Source organism: Archangium violaceum Cb vi76 (assembly GCF_000733295.1).
GTDB classification, from domain to species: Bacteria; Myxococcota; Myxococcia; order Myxococcales; family Myxococcaceae; genus Archangium; species Archangium violaceum.
Genome location: NZ_JPMI01000289.1, coordinates 31,196 through 52,240, shown reverse-complemented (window position 1 = coordinate 52,240; position 21,045 = coordinate 31,196). Strand labels below are relative to the sequence as shown.

Sequence of the window (21,045 nt, the reverse complement as noted above, 5' to 3'; positions counted from 1 at the left end):
GGAGCGGACAGGCCGCACGGAGATCGACCTCACCGAGGACTTCTACTGGAACATCCCGGAGAAGCACCTGTACTCGGTGTACTCCCCTCCTTCCGAGTCCGAGCTGACGCTGGGGCAGTTGTCCGATGACTGGAACGAGGTGGCCAGGCTCCCTCCGGCCATCGCGGTATGGGGACACAAGGCGAAATACATGTCCCCCTTGATGTGGGTATGCCTGTCCACCGGCCAGTTGAACGCCAGCCGCGGTACCACCGGGTAGTGGGAGGGAACCTCGAATCTCGGATGGTATCCCCCGAGCGTCACCACGAAATCGTCGTGGTGCGGGCCCTTGAACCAGCTGAAGGCGAAGCCCCCGCTGAGGCGGCAGTCCTTGGAGAGGATGTAGGAGGCCGGCGTCAGGCGCCCGTCCACTTTCAGCTCCCCCACCTCCGGGACGTAGCTGGCGCGCAACGCCACCTGGAGCTCCGCCAGCGGCTCCTGGGTGGCCTGCGCTCCCCCCTTGGCGGGCGGCAACACCAGGGTGGAGAGGCCCAGGACGTTCACACTGAGCGTCTTGCCCACTTCGAGGGTGAGCAGGGCGAACGAGTCGAGGAGCCCGAACGTGGTGAACTTGACCCCGACCGCGAGGAAGTGTTGACCCGTTCGAGGCGGAATGTAGGTGTGCAGCGACTCGAGCTCCGCGAGCAGCGTCTCTCGGCCGGCGCCCGCCTCGAGGCCATCGCCGCGAATCGCCTGCGCCACGAGAGGAAAGCTCGTCAACTGCTCCAGCGGCGGCTTCACCAGCTCCCGGTTGTAGCCAAAACCGAACGCCAGGCCGGTCACGAAGAAGAACGGCGGCCCGCCAAGCGGCTCGTTCAGCAGCGCATAGACGAAGAGCGAGGGCTCGTCATGGATCGTCGTGTACGAGCCGATCGCCGAGATCGACAGCTCCTCCATCTTGACGATCGCCACGCCATCATACTCCTCGAACTCGCTCGCCTCTCCGGTATCGGGATCCGTATACGAATACACCCCCCCGCAGCAGGGACGCGCCGACCTCCAGCCCCTCGCTCTGGTAGTCCACCTCCAGGCCGTGCAACGTGAAGTGCGGCTCCATCCGGGTCAGCGGCGAGCCGACCCCCAGGCCCTCCAGGCCGATGCGCAACGCCCCGATCGACAATGCCGCGTCGAAGAGGAGCCACAGGTTCTGGTCGCTGTAGCGGACTCCGACCCGATTGAGCTGCACCGGGCCCAGTGTGGAGCGCCCGTGGCGCGCGCGCACCGACGAAGCATCCTACCGCATAGGGTAGCCCCAAGGGGAGACTCCCCAGGTGGTCCTTCAGTGCGAAGGCGGGTTCTGGTTGAAGATGGAGCCGCGGTATGCGGCTTCGCTCCGCCTCACTCTCAACAAAAGACATCGCCTGTAGCCACTCATTGGGAGAGGGCCTTCCCAAGGGGGATGGAAGCGACGAGGAAGTACTGGACATGACGGGCGAGGTCATGCCATGGATCCCACGGGAGAAGTAGTCCGCAGAAATGCTGGTACCGACAGAGGAATGAGAGACACATCCGTTCTGTTTTGTATGGAGCGCCCGTCGGAAACGATTGGCGTTGATTAGATGCTCACCTGGCTGAGACGCCTGTTCATTGGACGTTCAGGAGTGCCCGGCCTCCCCGGGACTACACTCCCCGCGGAGTCGCCTCCCAACTGGGGCCCCCTGCTTCTGGATGCCGTCCAGAAGTCCTCCCGGGCCCAGGCCCGTCTGGCACTCCATGTCGAGGATCTGGAGCGCAAGCTGGAAGGAGGACTCGCGGAGCTGAGGGGCTCGCTCTCTTCTCTCCGCGGCGCTGCGCCGGGCAACCCTTCGGGGCACGAGCCCCCCTGGGACGAGCTCCTGGATGCCCTGGATCTGCTCGAAGAGGCCTCACGCGTCGCCGCGGATGCGGCGCTCGCATCGGGACTCATGGGAGTCGCGGCCCGGCTCGAGCGCTTCCTGACCGCCTCCGGGCTCACACGCCTGACCTCCATCGGCCACATCCCAGACGGGCGCCTGTTCCGGATTGTAGGCACTCAGCCGCACCCCAGCTTCGCCGAGGGCGCCATTGCCCGCGTGGTTCGCGCCGCCGCTCTGCGGGGCGAGCGTCTCATTCGCGAGGGCGAAGCCCTCATCGTGAGGAATACCCCTTGAGCCATGTCTTTGGAATCGATCTGGGTACGACCAACTCCGTCATCGCCCACCTCGTGGAGGGTCTGCCGGTAGCCGTGCCCGTGGACGGCAGTCGCATCGTTCCCTCGGTGGTCCTCTACGAGGACAATCGTGTCGTCGTGGGGCGCGAGGCGCGCAACCTCGAGATGCTGAGGCCCGAGCGATGCATCCGCTCGGCCAAGCGCAAGATGGGGACGCTCCACCGCTACTCCATCGCCGGGCGCGAGGTGTCTCCCGAGGAGGTCTCCGCCGAAATCCTGTCCGCGCTCAAGCAGGGAGCCGAGAAAGCCACCGGCGTCCCCGTGCGTGACGTGGTCATCACCGTGCCCGCCTACTTCGATGACGCCCAGCGCCGCGCAACCCTCGAAGCCGGCCAGCGCGCGGGGCTGCACGTGTTGCGGCTGCTCAATGAGCCCACCAGCGCCTCGCTCCTGTATGAGCGCGTGTTGCATCCCGAGGCCCTCCGTGTGGCCGAGCCAGAGATCCTTCTCGTCTACGACCTGGGGGGCGGCACGTTCGACGTGTCGGTGCTCGAGGTGTTCCAGGGGGTGCGAGAAGTGCGCTCCACCGCGGGCAACACCCAGCTGGGTGGGGACGACTTCGACGACAAGCTCGTTCAGCTCTTCCTCGAGGAGCTCAAGAAGCAGGGCGTGGAGCCTCGCGAGGACGTGCGGGCCATGGCGCGCCTGCGCCAGCTGGCCGAGGAGACGAAGATCCGTCTGTCCACGGACATCTCCGTGCACGTGAAGGAGGAGTTCCTCACCCAGTCGCAAGGCAGGCCCATCCACCTCGAGCTGGAGGTGCGGCGGCGCGACTTCGAGGTGCTCATCGAGTCGCTGCTCGAATCCACCGTGGCCCTGACCCGCCAGGCCCTGGCGGAGGCCCGGCTCGAGGGGCAGTCGCTGTCCAAGATATGCCTGGTGGGAGGTTCGACGCGGATCCCCCGGGTCCGTCAGATGCTGGAGGAAGCCTTCGGCGTAGACGTCCATGAGGAAGTGGATCCAGACCTGGCCGTGGGGCTGGGCGCGGCCATCCAGGCCGGCATGCTGTCCGGCGAGCCGGTGGGACGCATCCTCGTGGATGTGGCGTCGCATAGCCTGGGCATGCGCGTCATCGGAGAGGACGACCTCGGGAGCGCCATGCCGGATACCTTTGCCCCGGTCCTCCGCCGCAACACGGTGTTGCCGGCGACGAAGGTGGAGGAGTTCTACACCCTGGTGCCCGAGCAGGAGCTCGTCCAGGTGGAGGTGTTTCAGGGCGAGTCGCGCCGGGTCTCGGAGAACACACGGGTGGGGGCCTTCGAGTTCCCGCTCGAGCCCCGGCCCGCGAACTCACCGGTGCGGGTGGAGTTCACCTACGACCTCAACGGGGTCGTGAAGGTGTCCGTCAGCCAGCCCGGCACGACGAACGCCAAGACGGTGGCCCTCTCGGTGGCGGACGTGGGCAAGGCCGTGCCGGCCCTGACGCCGGGACAGAGCGCGGTGGAGCGCAAGGGGCACGCCCTGCTCGAGCAACTCCCTCCCGAGCAACGCGCCGGGTTGCAGCGGCTTCTCGACGAATACGCGCGGGCCCAGGGCGTGGCGCGCGAGCGCGCGGAGGAGGCGCTCCTGGATTTCTTCCTCAATCTCGAACACGCGCCGGGACTGCCGGAGCCCTGAGCCATGGCGAAGCACGACCGCACCGGGCGCCAGCACCGCCAGTGGCTGGAGGAGGCCCGGAAGTACCAGAAACGAGGGGATCTGGAGGGCATGTTGTCCGCGCTCCTGCGGCTGCCGCCGCCACTGAGGGAGGAACTGCTCCCCAGCGGCGCCGTCCTCTTCCGGCAGGCCGTCCGGGAGCAGCACCGTCGTGGCTCCTGGGGGACGCTCGGCACCCAGGCCGTGCGCGCGGACGCCGAGCCCGGCCTGGTGGAGCGAGGCGCGACTCCAGAGGAGGCCCTCGCCACGTACTGGCCACTGGTATGGGCGGCGGGCCGCGCCCGGGATTGGGAGCGCGCGCGGCGGCTGTGGCAACCCCTCACCGGCCCGGCACGAGCACATGCGCCCCTTCTGGCCGGAGCGATGGATGGATGGCTCTCCTCCGAGGGGAGCCCCGCGCCCGAGCTCATCGCCCCGGCGCTCGAGCACCTGACCCCGGTGGATGCGCTCCTGGGAATCGAGCCGCCGCGCCAGCACGTCTCCCTGCCGCCGCCCCGCTCGCTGGAGGAGGTGGAAGGGGCGCTCCTCGCCCTGTGCGCGCTCGAGCCCTTCCCCGTCTTCGCCAGCCGCGCCGAGGCGTGGGCACGAGCGGCACCCGCCGAGGTGGCTCGGGCGGTATGGGAGCTGGCGGGACAGCTGGCGGCGCGAGAGCTGTGGCTCCGAGCGGCGGAGGGCAAGGGACACGCCCCGCTCGCGGAGCCCGCCTCGCTGTTGGCCCGGGCAGTACGTGAGGGAGGAGCCTCCGAGGCCCTGTCCGCACCCACGTTGCAGGCGCTGCGGGTGGTCGCCGCGGGACTCGCGCGGCCGGTCGTCTCGCGCCTCGAGGACGCCGAGCCCCTCTGCACCCTGGCGCAGGCCGCGGCGCTCCAACCGTCGGCCCAGCCCTGGGTGGTGCAGGCGGTGTCCGGGCTCCGCTTCGAGGGGGCGGCCCTGCCGCGGGCGCTGGGCCTCTACCAGGAATTGCTGGCCCGGAGCACGAACGCGCTCCTCTGGGCGCGGGCCTTCCTGGCTTGGTGCGAGCAGAACCCCGAGGCGCCCAACGCACCCGGGTGGCTCCAGGAGGGCCTGGGCCGGCTGCTCTCCACGGAGGCCTCTTCCCTGCTGTCCTGGCTGGGGGGGGCCGTGCCCTCCGAGCGGATGGAGTTGATCGAGTGTGTGGCCTCCACCTGCGCACCGGCCCTGGTGGAGTCATGGGTGGATGCCTGCTGGGAGGGCGCGAACGAGGAGCTCCGGAGAGCGCTCAGCGAAGCCATCGTCATCTTGCTGGGCCGCAGCCGGTTGAAGCAGGGAGAAGGGCAGTTGGAGCGGCTGCTGCGCGGCGTGGGGAACCTGCAGGACATGGAGCGGATGCTGAGGGAGGTGGAGGGGGCGGTGGAGCAGGTCTACTCCTCGATGAAGCTGACCGGGGACGGCCTGCGCATCTGGCGCCGGTTCGCTCCCAGGGTGCTGACCTACCGGGTGGAGTTCCTCGAGGAGGCGGTGCGCCATGCCTCCTCGGACGCCGAGGCCTGGGAGGCCACCGTGCGGTACCTGGAGGCCCATCCTGGGAACACGGGGCATATCGAGGCGCTCCGGACGATGGAGGTGCTCGAGCGGGAGGTGCTCGCCCGGCGCATCCTGGAACGCTGGCTGGAGGGCCGCGCCGCCAATGTGCTGGCGCTCGCCGAGGCGGCGGTGGCCGCCGGGAGGATGAACACCCCATGTAAGTACCTCCACCCGGTGCTGGAGGCCTTCATGCGGGCCCTGGCGGAGCAGTTACCCGCTCCTCATGCGCCGGTGGTGGAGCAGGCGCAGGCGTTGGCGCACAAGCATGGGTTCCGGCTGCGCAAGCGCGGGGCTTCGCGGAAGAAGAAGGCCGCGAGCACCAAGGGGCACCGTGCATCACGCTCGAAGAAGAAGTCCGGGAGCAGCCCCTCGAAGGCTGTTTCTCCGGAGGATGGAGAGGAGAGCAGCTGAGATGACGCCCGAAGAGCCATTCGCCGTATTGGGGTTGGAGCCCACGATGGACCCGCTCGCCGTCAAGAGCGCGTACTTCGCGGCGCTGTCGCGGCACCCACCTCACCAGGATATGGAAGGGTTCCAACGGTTGCGCCGCGCCTACGAGGCGCTCACCCGGCCGGGAGGCTTGGCGGCGGCATACCTGACCAGCCCCGTGGACGTGCAGAAGCTGGCCAGGGAGGCGCGCGAGCGTTTCGATGCACCGCTCGAGAAGGCCGCCGTGGTGGCACGGGCCGAGCGAACCAGAGCGGAGACGGTGGCGCAGTGGGTGGAGCGGTGCTCCCGGATGAGCTGGGATGAGGCGCTCCGGGCTTTTGCCAGGTGAGGTGGGAGGCAAGCCCCGAACCGGGCATTGACGGTGCGCGCCGGGCAGCTCAGGACAGGTGCGCGATGCGCAGGTACCGCCGATACACGGCCGGCACGTGCAGGTAGCTCCCCATCGCCTGCATCTCGAGCGTCAGCAACTGTCGTCGCAGCGTGCTCCCGCGCGGCCCCCGGCTCTCCACGTCCTTCTCGGATGCCCCGGCCGTGGCAAGCAACCAGGGCCGCTCGAGCAGCGGCGCGACGGACCGCATGAACCGCCGGGTCCAGCCCGCTCCGGGCGCCACGTCCGAGAGGCGATCCGCGACCAGCAGCGCCGTCGTCATCCCCTGCCCGTGCACGGGGTTGAACGTGCAGAGCGCGTCGCCCATCACGAGCAATCCGTCCGGCAGGTCATCGAGCTCTTCGTAGTGCAGCCAGCGATTCAGCAGTTTGCGCGAGCCGTAGATGGGCGAGCACGGCGTGGCCCGCCGCAGGTGCTCGTACAGCAGCGGCGACGCGAGACTCTTCGCGAACCCGTCGAAACCCTCCGCGTCGGTGGGGGGACAATCTCCACGGTACCCGGCCAGCGTCACGTGCCACAGACCGCCTTCGATCGGGAAGATGCCTCCACTGCGCGGTAACGCGGGCGGTACGTCGGAGATGTACAGCGCATCCCAGCTGCGCGCGGCCTCGCGGCTCGGGCGGTAGTAACGGCTGGCGTAGCCGAGTTGCTCATCGACGCAGCTCTCGCGCGGCGGTGTGAGACCGGCGTCGCGCAACCACTGCGGGAGCTTCGAGGCGCGACCGCTGGCGTCGATGACGAGCTCCGCATCCAACCGCACGCCCTCGGTGTCGGTGATGACGCCCCGCACGCGCCGACGCTCGCCATCGAGGACGAGCCCGCGCACGCGGCAGCCCTCTCGCACGGTGACCGCCCCGTCGGCGAGCGCCCGCCGGCGGAGCACGGCGGACAACATCTCGCGGCTGCAGAACAGGCTGGTCAGTCCCGATGAGAAGCGCGGCAGCCAGCCCCTGGCGCCATGGGTCGCCACATCGCGGGCGAGGTCGAGCTGGAGCGCGCCCTCCCCTTCGAGCTCGGCGCCGATCCCCGAGAACCGGGCCTCGAGCACGGAGAGACCGCGCATCAGCAAGCGGTGGATGTGGCGCGATTGGGGGATGCCGACACGGTAGGCGGTGCCCGGAGGCACGCGATCGCGCTCCAGCAGCGTCACGGTCCAGCCGCGACGTGCGAGCAGGTGCGCCGCGAGAAGGCCCGCGATGCCGCCGCCGATGATGACCGCACGCCCGTCAGGTGCGGCCATCGGCTGTGCTCCTCGGACGGACACGGACCCGGAGGCGATCGTCGGGCCTGAAGGTCAGGATCGGCATGCATCGCACCGGCTCATCGTCGAGCAACTCGACGACGAAGCGCCTGGACAACACCGCCAGCATCATCGTGATCTCGATGGTCGACAGGCGCTCTCCGATACAGCGCCGCGCGCCCATGCCGAACGGGATGTACACGTACGGCGAGCGCTCCCGGACCCTCTCACGGAGGAAGCGATCGGGATCGAACCGCAGCGGATCCGGCCAGAGATCGGCTCGCCGATGCATCAGGTACGGGCTGATGCTGACAATCGCGCGCGCCGGGATCCTGTAACCGCCAATGACAGTCGCCCGCCTGCTCTGGTAGGGCATGTGCCAGACGGGCGAATAGCAACGCAAGGTTTCCTGACAGATGCGCCGCAGCTCGTCGAGCTCCTTCAAATCATCGAACCGCACCGGGCGCGCGCCCAGGACGGTGTCCACCTCCGCGGTGGCCCGGCGCGCGACATCGGGCTCGCTGCCGAGCACGTAGGTCAGGAAACTCAGCACCGACGCCGTCGTCGCGTGGCCAGCGAAGAGGAAGTTCTTCACGTGGTCCCTCGCGGTCGAGGCATTCACCGGGCCGTCGCAGAGCGCCGCGAGCAGCGTGCCGGAAGAGCCGGCGCTCTCGTCCGCGATCTCCGCGCAGATGCGGTCGATCGTCCGCAGCGCCGCGCGATAGCGTGCCCGGCCTTGGCCCCACAGGAAGGGCAGGACGGGGACCGTCGGGTCGCGCGAGGCCTCGGAGTTGATGGTCCGGAACGCGCCCACGAGCTCATGGACGTGGTGTCCGAGCTCAACCCCGAACAGCGCCCGCCCGAGCACGCTGATCGCGAAGCGGAGCATCTCCGGACACACATCGATGGAGTCGCCCGTGCGCGCGCGCCTCTCCCAGCGATCGGCCAGCGCCTCGCACTCCTCCGCCACGACTTCGCTGTAGAGCTGGAGCTGCGCGGGGCGGAATTGGGGGATCGCACTGGTACGCAGGCGCTTCCAGCGAGGGCCGTCGCTGGTGAGCAGGCCGGAGCCGATGATGCTCCGGATGACCTCGTTGTCGGGACCCGCCTTGACGAAGTTGTCGCGCTCGTCCACCAGCACCTGCTTGACGGCATCGGGGTGTGAACACACGTACCGGACGGGGACGCCGAACGCGATCCGCACCACATCCCCGTGACGCGCGACGATCTCCTCCATCACCGGGAGGAACTCGTACGGCCAGCCCTGCACCGCTCGTCGCATCAGGCGAGGGTCCGGAGACGGCGGCGACCTGGGGAGCATTCGCGAGATAGTAGACGGAGTTGAATCAGCCACACAACAGCTCGTCGAGGAGCGCGGCGAGCTGATGGACGTGCGGCTGCCGCAGGATGGTGAAGTGATTGCCCTCGAGCTCTCGAACCACGAGATGATTGGGATTGGCCATCAAGGCCCCCCAGCCCAGGCTCGGGTCCTGTCCCTCGAGGAAGGCGCCGCGCGTCCGCAGCACGGTGAGCGGTCCGTCGTAGACACGGGGCTTGAACTGGAGCAGCGCTTTGCTGTTGGCGGCGAAGGTCTCGACGATGCGCCGGGACGCCGAGTCGCGCTGGGTGAGCGAGGCGAACTCGCGGACCACGGTCATCGGCGAGAGGCTCTCCGCCCTCCCCGCTCCACGCGACTGGGCGAGGCGGAAGTAGTCCATCACGAACGGCCAGAGATCCGGCGCGGCGACCTTGACCATGAACTTCGACGCGGCCCAGAGCGACGGGGCGAGCGGCTGGCCGGGGCTGGTCGCATCGATCATCACGAGCGCCGCGACGGGCTCGCCGAGCTCACGGAGCTGACAGGCGAGCTCGAACGCGACCGGCCCGCCCATGGACCAGCCACCGAGGAAGATCGGACCGCGGGGCTGGCGCTTCCGGATGGCGTAGCGGTAGCGCGTGGCCATGGCCTCGATGCTGAGATCCGGGGGGGCATGGAGCCCCACGGACTGCAGCGCGCAGAACGGACGCCCGCGCATGTGCTGGGCGAGCTCGACGTACGGGAAAACGGTGCCGAGCCAGGGATGGACGCAGAAGAAGGGCGCCTCTTCGCCGCCAGCGCGCAGGTCCACGACGATCTCGCCGCGAGGCCGGGGCCGCACGGGCGGCGGCGGCTCGAGCGCACCGAGTGACGGGGCCGGCTCCCTCGTTTCAGGCGGATCGGCCGGGCCCCGGTCATCGGCGGCTGGCGCGGGCAACGCCTCCGCCGGCACGAGGCCGACGAGTGCTCGCGTGAGCGTGTCGGCGCTGGGCTGCGAGAGGAGGAGCGACAGCGGGATCGGGGCGTCGACGGCGGCCTGGAGGCGCGCGCGCAGCTCGACGTGCATCAGCGAGTCGAAGCCAATGAGGTGGAGCGGCTGGTGCATCGGCACGCGCGCGGCGTCGAGCCCCGCGATCGCGGCGATCTCCCGCCGGACGAGCGCGGGCAGATCGATGGGGCCTCGCGCGGCCTTCGGGGACTGTTCGAGCCGCCCGGGCACGGCCCGCCCGCGCCGCGCGACAAGGTCGGCGTAGAGCCGCGGGATCGAGGCGGCGCCGTCCCAGGCGTGCGCGAAGCGATCCCAATCGACCGCGGCAACACCCAGCTGCGCCGGAGCCTGGGCGAGGATCGCGTCGAGCGCCGCGAGCGCTGGCTCCGGTGCGAGCGCATCGACCCCCATCGATTGGAGCCGAGCCTCGTTGAAGGCCCCGATCCGCGTGGCCATGCCCGTGCCTCGCCACGCCCCCCAGGCGATGCTGACGGCCGAGAGCCCACGCCGCCGCCGATCGAGGCACAACGCATCGAGGAAGGCATTGGCGGCGGCGTAGGGCGACTGGCCCGGCGAGCCGACGAGGCCCGCCAACGACGAGAAGCAGACGAAGTGCTCGACCTCCTTCGCGGCGAGATCGAGGTTGATGGCGCCGCGAACCTTGGCGGCGAAGACCCGCGCGATCGCGCCGTCGTCGAGCGTCTCGATCGGCCCGTCGGCGAGGACGCCGGCCAGGTGGAAGACGCCCGCGAGCGGCTCCGAGCCGCGGCGCAGTTCCTCGAACAGCGCGGACACGGCCGCGGCATCACCGACGTCGACACTTCGGTAGCTCGCCGGGACACCCGCCGCGCTCAGCTCCTCGAGGGTGCGGCGCCCGTCTGCGTCCAGGGTGCGCCGGCCGCAGAGCACGACCGCGCCGGCTCCGCGGCGTCCGAGCCACCGCGCGAGGTGGAGGCCGATGCCACCGAGGCCGCCGGTGATCACATACAAGCCTCCGGGGTGGAGCCCGGACGGGGTCGACGGGATCGCCGGAAGTGCGCGGGCTTCGAGCCGGGCACGGTACAGCCGGCCCGCGCGCGCACCCAGTTCCGTCTCGTCGTGATGGTCGGCGAGGGCGAGGCAGGCGAGCAGTGAGCCGACGTGATCGCCCGGCGTGGCCGGGTCGAGGTCGACGAGCAGCATGCCGAGCTCCGGCCGCTCCTGGGCGATGCTGCGACCGAGCCCCCACAGCGTCGCCGCCGCCGGGCGCACGCTGGCGGAGGACGGGCCCGTGTCCGCGGCCGGATCCTGGGCAGCGGCGGTAACGAAGACCAGGCGCGAGACGTGCGGCGACGCGAGCGCCACCCGGGTCCACCGGAGCACGGCGGAAGGCAGCGCCTCGACCTCCGCGCCAGCGAGACGCTCATCGAGGGCCGTGAGGATCAGCAGGCCACGATCGCGCGCGGAGGAGGCATCTCCCCCCAGGGCGGCGACGACCGCATCGTCGGGGAGAACGTCGGGCACCACGATCGCCGCTCCGGGCAGCGCCGCCGCGAGCGGCTCGGCGAGCGATTGCGGCCCGACGACGATCCAGCTACGGGGACGCGGCGGCGCATCGGGGCGCGCACAGGCCTCCCATCGCAGGGCGAGACCGGTCGCGGACGGCGGGGGCGGCTCGGCGACACGCGGCTCGGCGGCGCGCGGCTCGGGACGAGCCCCGGCGGGCACCTCGACCCAGTGCCGACGGCGTTGCCATGGATAGCTCGGAAGCACCACGCGGCGCCCCACGCTCCCTTCTCGTCGAGCCAGCGCGGCCCAGTCGATCTCGACACCGAGGGTGTAGAGCGCGGCCAGCGACGCCAGCGGGGAGCGCCCCTCATCGTCACCGAGAACCGCCGTCGCCAGCCAGCGCAGCGAGGGCTCATCGAAGCCCTGACGCCCAATGGCCGAGAGGTGGGGTTGCGGCCCCAGCTCGACGAACGCGCGTTGGCCGCTCGCGATCAGCGACGCGAGGGCGGCGTGGAAGCGGACCGGGCGGAGGATCTGCTCGGCCCAGTAGCGCGGCCGCGTCATGGCGAGCTCGCCCCCCTCCCCCGTGACGCTGGAGACGATCGGGATGCGCGGCGGCTGCAGCTTGACTCGCGCCACGGCGCGTTCGAAGTCGTCGAGCATCGGCGCCATCAGCGGGGAATGGAAGGCATGCGAGACCGCCAGGAAGCGGCGCTGCTCCGCCAATGGGCCCAGCGCGCCGAGGAGCTCCTCGACCGCGGCGCGCTCGCCGGAGACGACGACCGACGCGGGTCCGTTGAAGGCCGCGATGGAGATCGCCCTCCCCTGCCGCGAGAGGCGCTCGACGGCGGGCTCGACGGCATCGGGCGGGAGTGGCAGCGAGACCATGATCCCATCGCCCGGCAGCGCCTGCATCAGCCGGGCCCGCTCGGCGACGAGGCGCAGCATGTCGTCGAGCTCCAGCACTCCCGCGACGTGGGCGGCGACGAACTCTCCGAGGCTGTGGCCCACGACGACGCTCGGGCTCACCCCCAACGAGGACCACAGCTCGAACGCGGCGTATTCGAAGGCGGCGATCGCGGGCTGGGCGAAGGCGGTGCCGGCGAGCGGCGAGCGGGACGCGTCGGTCTCGAGGAGACCCGCGATCAACGGGCGCTCGAGGAGAGGATCGAGGACCGCCGCGCAGCGCTCGAGCGCCGCACGGAAGCGCGGGAAGCGACGGTACAGCGCCTGCCCCATGCCCGGCCATGCCGCGCCCTGGCCGGTGAACATGAAGACGAGCTCGGGCGGCCGTGGGATGTCGAGGTGGGCGGCCTCGAGCTCGCCGGGACGGCCCCTCCCGTTGGCGGCGAAGGCCTCGAGGGCGTCCGCGAGCGCCGCGGGTGAGCCGCCGATGACGGCGAGGCGCGAGTTCCCGTGATCGCGACCGACGTTGGCCGTGTCGCACCAGTCGGCGAGTTGCGCGGCGTCCTCAAGCGTACGGAGACCGCGGGCATGGGCGTGCGCCAGTTCCACGAGCGCCTCGGGCGCCCGCGCGGAGACGGTCAGGATCCGCGGTGCCGGCACGAGCGGCTCCGCGTGAACCCGGGCCGGCGCTGCGGGGGGTTGCTCGACGATGACGTGGGCGTTGGTCCCGCTCATGCCGAACGAGCTGACACCGGCCCGGCGCGGCCGCTCGAGCCGCGGCCAGGTGCGGCGCGCCGCCACGACCTCGAGAGGGAGGCGGGACCAGTCGACGAGCGGCGTCGGATGGCGGAAGTGAAGCTGGGGCGGGATCGCGTCCTGGTTCAGCGCGAGCGCGGCCTTGATCAAACCGGCGACGCCAGCGGCGGCCTCGAGGTGACCGAAGTTGGTCTTGACCGAGCCGATCGGGAGCGGCGAGCCGCGGCCGGCGAACACCTCGGCGAGCGCCCCCAGCTCGATGGGATCTCCGAGGCGGGTGCCAGTCCCGTGCGCTTCGAGGTAATCGATATCGTCGACGCCGAGGCGCCCCGCGGCGAGCGCGTCCCGCAGGAGCTGCACCTGCGCGGCCTGGCTCGGGACGGTGAAGGCGCTGCTGGGTCCGTCGTGGTTGACGACCGAGGCGCGCACCAACGCGATGATGCGATCGCCAGCAGCCTGCGCGTCGGAGAGCCGGCGGAGGACCAGGACCCCGCAGCCCTCGCCGCGGGAGAAGCCGTCCGCGGACGCGTCGAAGGCCTTGCACCGGCCGTCGGGCGCCAGCGCCCGGGCGCGCGCGAGGAACACGCTGGTCTCCGGGAGCAGACTCAGCTGCACACCTCCCGCGAGCGCCGTGTCGCACTCGCGGTTGCGCAGGCTCTGGCACGCGAGGTGGACCGCGACCAGTGACGAGGAACAAGCCGTGTCGACGGCGAGGCAGGGGCCACGGAGTCCGAGCACGTACGAGATCCGGCCCGCGGCGAAGCTCAACCCGTTGCCCGTGCCGTCATGGAGCTCCAGATGGGAGTCCCCGCGCAGCAGCTTGATCCGTGCATAGTCGTTCTGCCCGATGCCGACGAAGACCCCGACAGGACGCTCGCGCATCCGGCTCGGCGCGAGGCCGGCGTGCTCGAGCGCCTCCCAGCAGACCTCGAGCAGGAGCCGCTGCTGCGGATCCATCGCCCGCGCCTCGCGCGGTGAGATACCGAAGAACGCTGGATCGAAGCCGTCGACGGAGTCCAGGAAACCGCCGCGGCGCGTGTAGATCTTCCCGGGGGCGTCCGGATCCGGATCGTAGTAGGCGTCGACGTCCCAGCGATCGGCCGGCACCTCGCGGGTGGCATCGCGGCCCTCGTCGAGCAGGCGCGCGTAGGCGTCGGGATCGGGCGCTCCGGGGAAGCGGCAACCGATGCCGACGATCGCGATGGGCTCGCTGCGCTCGCGCTCGCGGGCGTCGAGCTCGGCGCGCATGCGCTTGATGGTGTACGCGGCGCGCTGCAGCGGATCGAGGCGGTCGAGCGCCGGGTCCGTCCGATCGCTCATCGCCGCCCCCGGCTGACGGTGTCGAAGTTGTCGTTGATCAGCGCCTCCAGCTCATCGGCCGAAAGCGCCTCGATCTCATCGATCTCCGCGTTGCGCGCGGTATCGGCGCTGGCCGCCGCGGGCTGCTCCGGGCGCACCGGGACCTCGGGCTGAGGCTCGCCGCAGAGGAAGTCGAGCAGGGCCAACGGCGTCGGGAAGCGGAACGTCAAGGTCGACGGCAGCTCGCGATCGAGGTCGGCCTGGAGTCGATTGCGCAGCTCCACGGATAGCAGCGAATCCAGTCCCATGTTGAAGAAGCCCTTGCGTGGATCGATGCGCGTTCCGGCGGGCAGGCCGAGCAACTCGGCGAGCATTCGCTCGAGGTGGTCTTCGAGGAGGCGCCGGCGCGCGGCGGGACTCCCCGCCGTGGCCAGCGCCCTGCGCACGGACGGGTTGGCGGTGGCGGCCGGCGAGCGCCCTCCCGGCGCGGCACGGAGCACCTCGAGGAACCGGGCAACCGCGCCTCGGCGGTGTTGCGCGAGGAAGCGCGGCCGATCAATGGCGATGATCGCGAGCTGCGGTTCGTCGAAGGAGACGCTGTGGGCAAAGGCGTCGAGGGCCTGCTGCGTTTCCATCTGCTCGATCCCCTCGGCGTGCCACTGCGCCTCGCGACGCTCGCCGACGGCGGCCGCCATCCCGACCTCGCGCCACGCGCCCCAGTTGATGGTCAGCGCCGGCAGTCCCAGGGAGCGCCGGTGCACCGCGAGAGCGTCCACGAAGGCATTCGCCGTGACGTAGCTCGACAGTCCCGTCGCGCCGATCAGCGACGAGCCGGACGAGAAGCAGATGAAGTGCTCGAGCGGATCTCCGCGAGTCAGCCGGTGCAGGTTCCAGCTCCCGGCGACCTTGGGGGCGAGGACCTGCTCGAACACCGACCAGTGCTGGTCGCGCAGCAGGTGGTCGCGGAACACGCCGGCCGAGTGGATGACGGCGCGAATGGGCGGGCCGTCCCGGCGCAACGCATCCAGCGCCGAGGCCAGCTCCACCTCGTTCGCGACGTCGGCCGCGAGCACGCGCACGTCAGTGCCCGAACGCCGCAGGGACTCGATCTCCTCCGCGACGGCCGGCTCCGGAGCGCTGCGCCCCAGCAGCGCGAGATGGCGGTGTCCCGCGCCGGCGAGGAAGCGCGCGACCTCCCAGCCGATGCCTCGCTGACCGCCCGTGATCAGGATCCAACCGCGCTCGCGGAGATGGAAGGTTCGTTCGCTCGCCGCGGGCGGCAGCAGCTCGAGACGCATCACGTGCATGCGCCCGCCGCGCACGGCCACCGCCTCTTCCGGGAGACGCTCGGAGGCGCGCGCCAGCAGCGCGGCGAGGGCGGGCTCACTGGCCGCTTCGCGGTCGACATCGACGAGATGCGCACCCAACTCGGGGTGCTCGAGCGCGACGTTGCGAACGAGTCCCCATACCGGCGCCATCATCGGCTCCACCGGCTCACCCGCCGCCACGGCCTGGGCCGCACGGGTGAGCACGAACAGCCGGATCGGACGCGAGGCGCGCGCGCGCAGGAGGGCCTGTGTCAGGTGGAGGAGCGCGGCGCAGCGGCGGATGGCGGCCTCGGAGTTCGCGTCATCACCGGCCGTCCAGGCGAACAGCACCCGATCGACGCCGCCTTCGCGCTCCAACGCGGCGAGCACGCCGTCGAGCCGCACGCCCGCGTCCGCCGGATCGGCCGGATCGAATCCGAGGGCACGTTCATCGTCCCGCCGCGGCGCGCCGCCAGCCCGTACGACCACGCAGCGCTCGCCGTGAGCTTCGAGCCGCGAGCGCAAGCCTTCGTGCGCGGGATCGTCGTCGAGGAACAGCATCCAGCGGTGGCCATGCTCGACCGTGGCGCGTGGATCGACGCCGTCGGCCTCGGCCGCGATCAGGGCCGACCGGGAGAGCACCGGGTCATGGGTGATGCCGGGAGCCCGGGTCAGGTCGCTCGCGTCGGCGAACCCGTGACGCCGCAGCTGCTCGATCCAGCGCGTGCCGCTGATCAGCGGGTAGCTCCCGCGCGTGTCCACGTCGGTGAAGAGCCACCAGCCCGCGGTCAGGCCGAAGCTGAGGTCGATCCACGCGATGGGCTCGCTGCCCTCGATGAGGAACAGCATGCCGCCGGGAGCGAGCAGCCGGCGGACCCCGGTGAGCGTCACGTCGAGGTCACGCGTCGCGTGCAGCACGTTGGCCGCGATGACGACATCGTAGTCGCCAGCGGTGAAGCCCTGGGCGCACGGATCGTTCTCGATGTCGAGAACCGCGTACTCGACGAAGTCGTACGCCGCGAAACGCTCGCGCGCCTTGGCGAGGAACACGGGCCCGACGTCGGTGAAGGTGTAGCGGACGCGAGTACCCTTGAGCACGGGAAGCAACGAGGCGGTGGTGCCACCGGTGCCAGCGCCGATCTCGAGCACGCGAAGGCCCCGCTCTGGCGGGAGCCTGGAGAGCAGCTCGACCATCGCGCGCCGGGCCAGCGCGTTCATGGTCAGCGAGCCCGGCGACTCGGTGTAGATGCGCGTGGCCAACGAGGTGTCGTTGCCGGGGAAGAGCAGCTTCAGCGGGTCGGTGCGGCCACGCAGGATGTCGGCCAGTTGCTCGCCGCAGCGCTCGAGCATGGTCAGCTCCGCGTCGATCTGCGGCGAGCCGCGGCGGAGCTCGGCGGCGGAGCTCCGGAGCACGTCGAGGCTCTTGGGCGATTCGAACTCGGACGCCACGATCCAGCTCCCCGCGGGTCCGGCCTCGTCTCGTCGCAGGAGCGCGCTATGCGCCGCGAGCACACACAGGAGCTGGGCGAACGCACGGCGTTGCCCCGGGACGACGTCGAGCGCCACGGCGAGACTGTCGGCGGCGATGCGGTTGCCACGTTGGGGCCGCCAGCCAAGCGCGTGCAAGGCCCGATGCACGTAATCGGCGGCGAGCACATCGAGCGTCGCCAGCGCACGGCCGTAGCCAGCGAGCGTGGGCGCGTCGTACCAGTCCTCGGCCGCGTGACCCGCTGCGTCGCGGAGCGTCGTCGGGGACACGCCGAGCCCGCCACTGCCAGCCGCCGGATCCGGACGCCAGCGCGCGGCGTAGAGCCAGTCGTGCCATGGCTGCGCCGCGACGGCGCCAACGGCCGCGCGGCGCAACTGCAAGCCCTCGACTTCGAGCCAGGCGCGGCCGTCGTCACCGGCGACGATCAGATCGGCGCGCACGACTCGCTCGCCGCGCTCCCGCACGACCGCCCGGACCCACAGCCGCGCGGATGGCGCCCCGTGCACGAACGCACGGGCGAAGCCGGCCTGCATCCATGAGCCATGAGGTCCCGGCGGCTCGCCATCGCGGCTCGCATCGAGGCTCGCGGCGAGGACGTGGATCACCGCGTCGAAGAGGATCGGGGAGACCCGGTAGGGACCGTTGATACAGCCGGGCTGCGGCGAGAGCAGGCCGAAGGCGCGGTCCTCGCCCGCCCACAGCGCGGCGATGGCGCCGAAAGCCGGGCCCGGCTCGAGGCCAGCCGCCATGGCCTGTGCAGCCAGGCGATCGAGCGCGACCCGGCGGACGCCTTCGACGCTCTCCGCGTTTCCATCCCAGGGTCGCAGCGTCCCGGCGGCACGGACCGGCGCTTCGCTCGCGCGGCACAACACCCGCCAGCCCTCGGTCTCGTGCACATGGATCGCGACGGAACGCGTGTCGCCGGCCGGCTCGACCACGACCTGCAGCGGGCGTGAGTCATCGCTGCCGTCGTCAGGGAAGATCAGGGGACGCTCGATGATCAGCTCGGCGATCCCCATCGCGTCGCGCCCCGGCGACGCCTCGGCGAGTGCCGCGAGTATCAGTGCGACGTGCCCCGCGGCGGGGAACACGGTCCGTCCCGCCACCTTGTGCCCGGCGACGAAGGACGGCTCGCGCGGCGAAACCACCGTCGCGAAGCGCAGCTGCGCGCTGTCGGGGAGCAACAGGCGCTCGCCGAGCAGGGGGTGGGTCGCGGGTGCGACCGGGGTCGCCGTCGCGCTGCGGCGGGGCGGCGGAACTGGGCGGCCAAGCGAGACGCGCTGCCAGGGCCGGGTGGGCAGCGACGGCACCTGGCGCCCCCGCAGGCCGCGCTGGATGGCGGGCCAATCGACGTCCACACCAGCGGCGTACAAGGCGGAGAGGGCCGCGTGCATGCCGGCCAGATCGGCGCCGGCGCCGAGGCTGGCGACGGCACGCCCCGGCACGCCCCGATCCGCGGCGAGCGCGCTCAGCGTCACGCCTGGACCGATCTCGAGGAAGTGCGTGAAACCCGCGGCGCGCAACGTGTCGAGGCCCGCGCCAAAGCGCACGGTCTCGCGCGCATGCCTCGCCCAGTAGGCGGGCTCGCGTACCGCCTCCCCCGCCCAGTCACCCGTGAGGCCGGAGACCAGGCGCAGCCTGGGTGCGCGCCAGTCCACCCGGCCCGCGGCCTCGCGCAAACCGGGCAGGATCGGCTCGGCATGTGCCGAATGGAAGGCCCGGTCGACACCCAGGTCGCGATGGCGCAGGCCCGGGATCGCCTCGCCCAGGCGCCCGAGCGCCTTCGCGACATCCGCCTCGGCCCCGGAGATGACGACCCCTGACGAGCCGTGGTCGGCCGCGATGGACACGGACGCCGGCAGGTGCTCGACGACGCGCTCCCGTTCCGCGAGCAGGGCGACCATCCGCCCGGGTACCTGCGTCTCCATCAGCCGCCCGCGTTGGGCCACGAAGACCAGCAAATCCTCGAGGGAGGCCATCCCCGCGGCATAGGCGGCCGCGTACTCCCCGAGGCTGTGCCCCATGACCGCGCCGGCTTCGATGCCCCAGGCGCGCCACACCTCGAACAGCGCGACCTCGAACGAGAACAGCGCCGGCTGGAGGAGCTCCTGCGACGATCGGCCACCGTCGTGCGATGGGTCGCACAGCCAGCGCGTCAAGGACATGGGCAGGAGCGGCTCGAGGACCGCCTCACAGCGCTGGATGATCTCGCGGAACCGGGGCTCCTGCTCGAACAGATTCCGGCCGAGCCCACGAGCGATGCCACCCTGCCCCGTGAACAACAGGGCGAGCGTTGGCGGGGCGGAAACGGTTCCCGCGTCGGCGGAGGACTCGCGGGCGAGCGCCTCAAGACCCGCGCGAAGGGCGCTGGGATCGTCGCCGTGCACGACAGCGCGCACACCGGCCGGCAACGCGCGGCGGCCGGCGGTGACGCAGAGGTCGGGGGCCCCAATCTCCTGACGAGCGGCCACGGCGGCCCAGCGAGCGGCCAGTGCGCGCAACCCCCGCGGGTCACGGGCCGAGAGAGGGAGGATCGGGCGCACACGCCCGGTCCACACCTCGGCCGGCGCCTCCTCCACGGGCGGAGCCGCGCCCAGGATCACGTGCACGTTGGTCCCGCCGGCGCCGAACGCACTCACGCCAGCGAGGGGGCTCGAACCCGGGCCACGGCTCGGCCAAGGGCGCGCCGTACCGGGCAGCTCGAGGTGGCTCGCGGCCCAGTCGAAGCGCTCCGTACGGCTCCCCGTCATCCGATGGGGCGGCACCACGCCGCGCCCGATGGCCAGTGCCGCGCGCATCAGCCCGGCGATCCCCGCGGCGCCCTCGAGGTGGGCCAGATTGGCCTTGGCGGAGCCGACGAGCAGCGGCCGGTCGGCGGGCCGTCCCTCGCCGAAGATTGCCTCCAGGGCACCGAGCTCGATCGGATCGCCCAGCGGCGTGCCCGTCCCGTGAGCCTCGACGTAGTCGATGTCCGTCGCGGAGACGCGGGCGTCTTCGGCGGCGGCGCGGAGCACGGCCCGCTGCGCGCGTCCGCTCGGCACCGTGAAGCCTCCACTCGGGCCGTCCTGGTTCACCGCGGAGCCGAGGATCAACCCGAGAATGGGCGCGCCGGAGCGGCGTGCGTCGCCGAGGCGCTGGAGAAGAACGAGCCCGCAGCCCTCACCCCGCCCCATCCCATCCGCCGACGCGTCGAAGCTCTTGCAGCGCCCGTCGGCGGCCAGCATGTTCGCCTGCGACAGGGCGACGAAACCCTCGGGGCCGAGGATGCAGTTGACGCCGCCGGCCAGCGCGGCCTCGCACTCACCGTTGCGCAGGGCCTGGACCGCCAGGTGCACCGCCACCAACGACGACGAGCACGCGGTGTCGACGACCAGGCTCGGTCCGGTCAGGCCCAGCGTGTACGAGATGCGCCCGGCCGCGGCGTAGGTCGCGGCGCCGGTCATCTCGAAAGCGCCAACGAAGTCGGCTCCGGGCCGCGGCGTGCCAGGGCGGACGAGATCGGCGAAGTCGTGGGTCGCGACGCCAACGTAGACGCCGATCGAACGCCCCTCGGCGCGCCGCGGCGGTTGCCCCGCGCGCTCGAGTGCCTCCCAGGCCACCTCGAGCAGCAGGCGCTGCTGCGGATCCATCGCGCGCGCCTCGCGCCGCGAAATGCCGAAGAAGTCCGCGTCGAAGGCGTCGAGATCTCCGGCCAGGAACCCGCCACGACGCGTCCGGCTGGAGCCCACGCGCGCGCCGGTGGGGTCGTGGAACGCGTCGACGTCCCAGCGCTCGCCGGGGATGTCCCCCGTCGCGTCGGCACCGGCGTTCAGGAGGGACCAGTAGGCTTCGGGATCCTCGACGCCGCCGGGGTAGCGGCAGGCCATCGAGACTATCGCGATCGGCTCGCGCCGCCGTTCGCGCTCGAGCTCCTCGATGCGCAAGCGCGCGCGGGTGAGCGCCTCCAGCGCTCGTGCGGTGGCGTCAGCTTTGCCTGTGCTCACGGTTC

The 21,045-nt window shown here is 71.4% G+C and carries 10 protein-coding genes; 4 read left to right on the top strand and 6 right to left on the bottom strand.

Features of this window, described 5'->3' with window-relative positions:
• Positions 1-42: 42 nt before the first annotated feature.
• Together Q664_RS60290 and Q664_RS53240 are read right to left on the bottom strand one after the other, a co-directional pair.
• Positions 43-1,011 (bottom strand): DUF6603 domain-containing protein, encoded by a 969-nt coding sequence (locus Q664_RS60290; RefSeq protein WP_326938777.1) that lies wholly within the window; start codon positions 1,009-1,011, stop codon positions 43-45.
• Positions 956-1,225: a DUF6603 domain-containing protein gene (locus Q664_RS53240; protein ID WP_160174596.1), complete on the bottom strand. Its 270-nt coding sequence runs from the start codon at positions 1,223-1,225 to the stop codon at positions 956-958. The genes Q664_RS60290 and Q664_RS53240 overlap by 56 nt, the downstream gene beginning before the upstream one ends.
• Positions 1,226-1,640: 415 nt before the next feature.
• Here Q664_RS53240 and grpE point away from each other — a divergent pair, with 415 nt between their 5' ends.
• The 4 genes from grpE to Q664_RS39180 are packed head-to-tail and all read left to right on the top strand — an operon-like array spanning position 1,641 to position 6,206.
• Positions 1,641-2,168, top strand: coding sequence for a nucleotide exchange factor GrpE (grpE, locus tag Q664_RS58430; protein ID WP_043408212.1), 528 nt, complete (start codon positions 1,641-1,643; stop codon positions 2,166-2,168).
• Positions 2,165-3,844: an Hsp70 family protein gene (locus Q664_RS39190; protein ID WP_052519211.1), complete on the top strand. Its 1,680-nt coding sequence runs from the start codon at positions 2,165-2,167 to the stop codon at positions 3,842-3,844. Before grpE ends, Q664_RS39190 begins: the two co-directional genes overlap by 4 nt.
• A gap of 3 nt (positions 3,845-3,847) precedes the next feature.
• Complete coding sequence (locus tag Q664_RS60285) at positions 3,848-5,839, top strand: DUF6109 family natural product biosynthesis protein (protein ID WP_043408209.1); 1,992 nt, start codon at positions 3,848-3,850, stop codon at positions 5,837-5,839.
• A gap of 1 nt (position 5,840) precedes the next feature.
• Positions 5,841-6,206: a J domain-containing protein gene (locus Q664_RS39180; RefSeq protein ID WP_043408206.1), complete on the top strand. Its 366-nt coding sequence runs from the start codon at positions 5,841-5,843 to the stop codon at positions 6,204-6,206.
• A 49-nt stretch (positions 6,207-6,255) separates the two neighbouring features.
• Here Q664_RS39180 and Q664_RS39175 read toward each other — a convergent pair whose 3' ends face one another.
• The 4 genes from Q664_RS39175 to Q664_RS53235 form a co-directional block, all read right to left on the bottom strand.
• Positions 6,256-7,506 carry an NAD(P)/FAD-dependent oxidoreductase gene (locus Q664_RS39175; RefSeq protein ID WP_052519210.1) on the bottom strand — a complete coding sequence of 417 codons (1,251 nt, stop codon included), beginning with the start codon at positions 7,504-7,506 and terminating at the stop codon, positions 6,256-6,258.
• Positions 7,493-8,788, bottom strand: coding sequence for a cytochrome P450 (locus Q664_RS39170; protein WP_160174595.1), 1,296 nt, complete (start codon positions 8,786-8,788; stop codon positions 7,493-7,495). The genes Q664_RS39175 and Q664_RS39170 overlap by 14 nt, the downstream gene beginning before the upstream one ends.
• Positions 8,789-8,852: 64 nt before the next feature.
• The gene (locus tag Q664_RS62765; protein WP_052519209.1) at positions 8,853-14,282 is read right to left on the bottom strand and encodes a type I polyketide synthase; all 5,430 of its coding nucleotides are present in this window, start codon (positions 14,280-14,282) and stop codon (positions 8,853-8,855) included.
• Entirely contained in the window at positions 14,279-21,040 is a 6,762-nt protein-coding gene (locus tag Q664_RS53235; protein ID WP_152622594.1) for a type I polyketide synthase, read from the bottom strand. Before Q664_RS53235 ends, Q664_RS62765 begins: the two co-directional genes overlap by 4 nt.
• Positions 21,041-21,045 lie beyond the last annotated feature (5 nt).

Bases quoted from the DNA above. Each gene is read 5' to 3' on its own strand.
- Q664_RS62765 (WP_052519209.1), bottom strand. From the start codon at position 14,282: ATGAGCGATCGGACGGACCCGGCGCTCGACCGCCTCGATCCGCTGCAG.
- Q664_RS39175 (WP_052519210.1), bottom strand. From the start codon at position 7,506: ATGGCCGCACCTGACGGGCGTGCGGTCATCATCGGCGGCGGCATCGCG.
- Q664_RS60285 (WP_043408209.1), top strand. From the start codon at position 3,848: ATGGCGAAGCACGACCGCACCGGGCGCCAGCACCGCCAGTGGCTGGAG.
- Q664_RS39170 (WP_160174595.1), bottom strand. From the start codon at position 8,788: ATGCGACGAGCGGTGCAGGGCTGGCCGTACGAGTTCCTCCCGGTGATG.
- Q664_RS39180 (WP_043408206.1), top strand. From the start codon at position 5,841: ATGACGCCCGAAGAGCCATTCGCCGTATTGGGGTTGGAGCCCACGATG.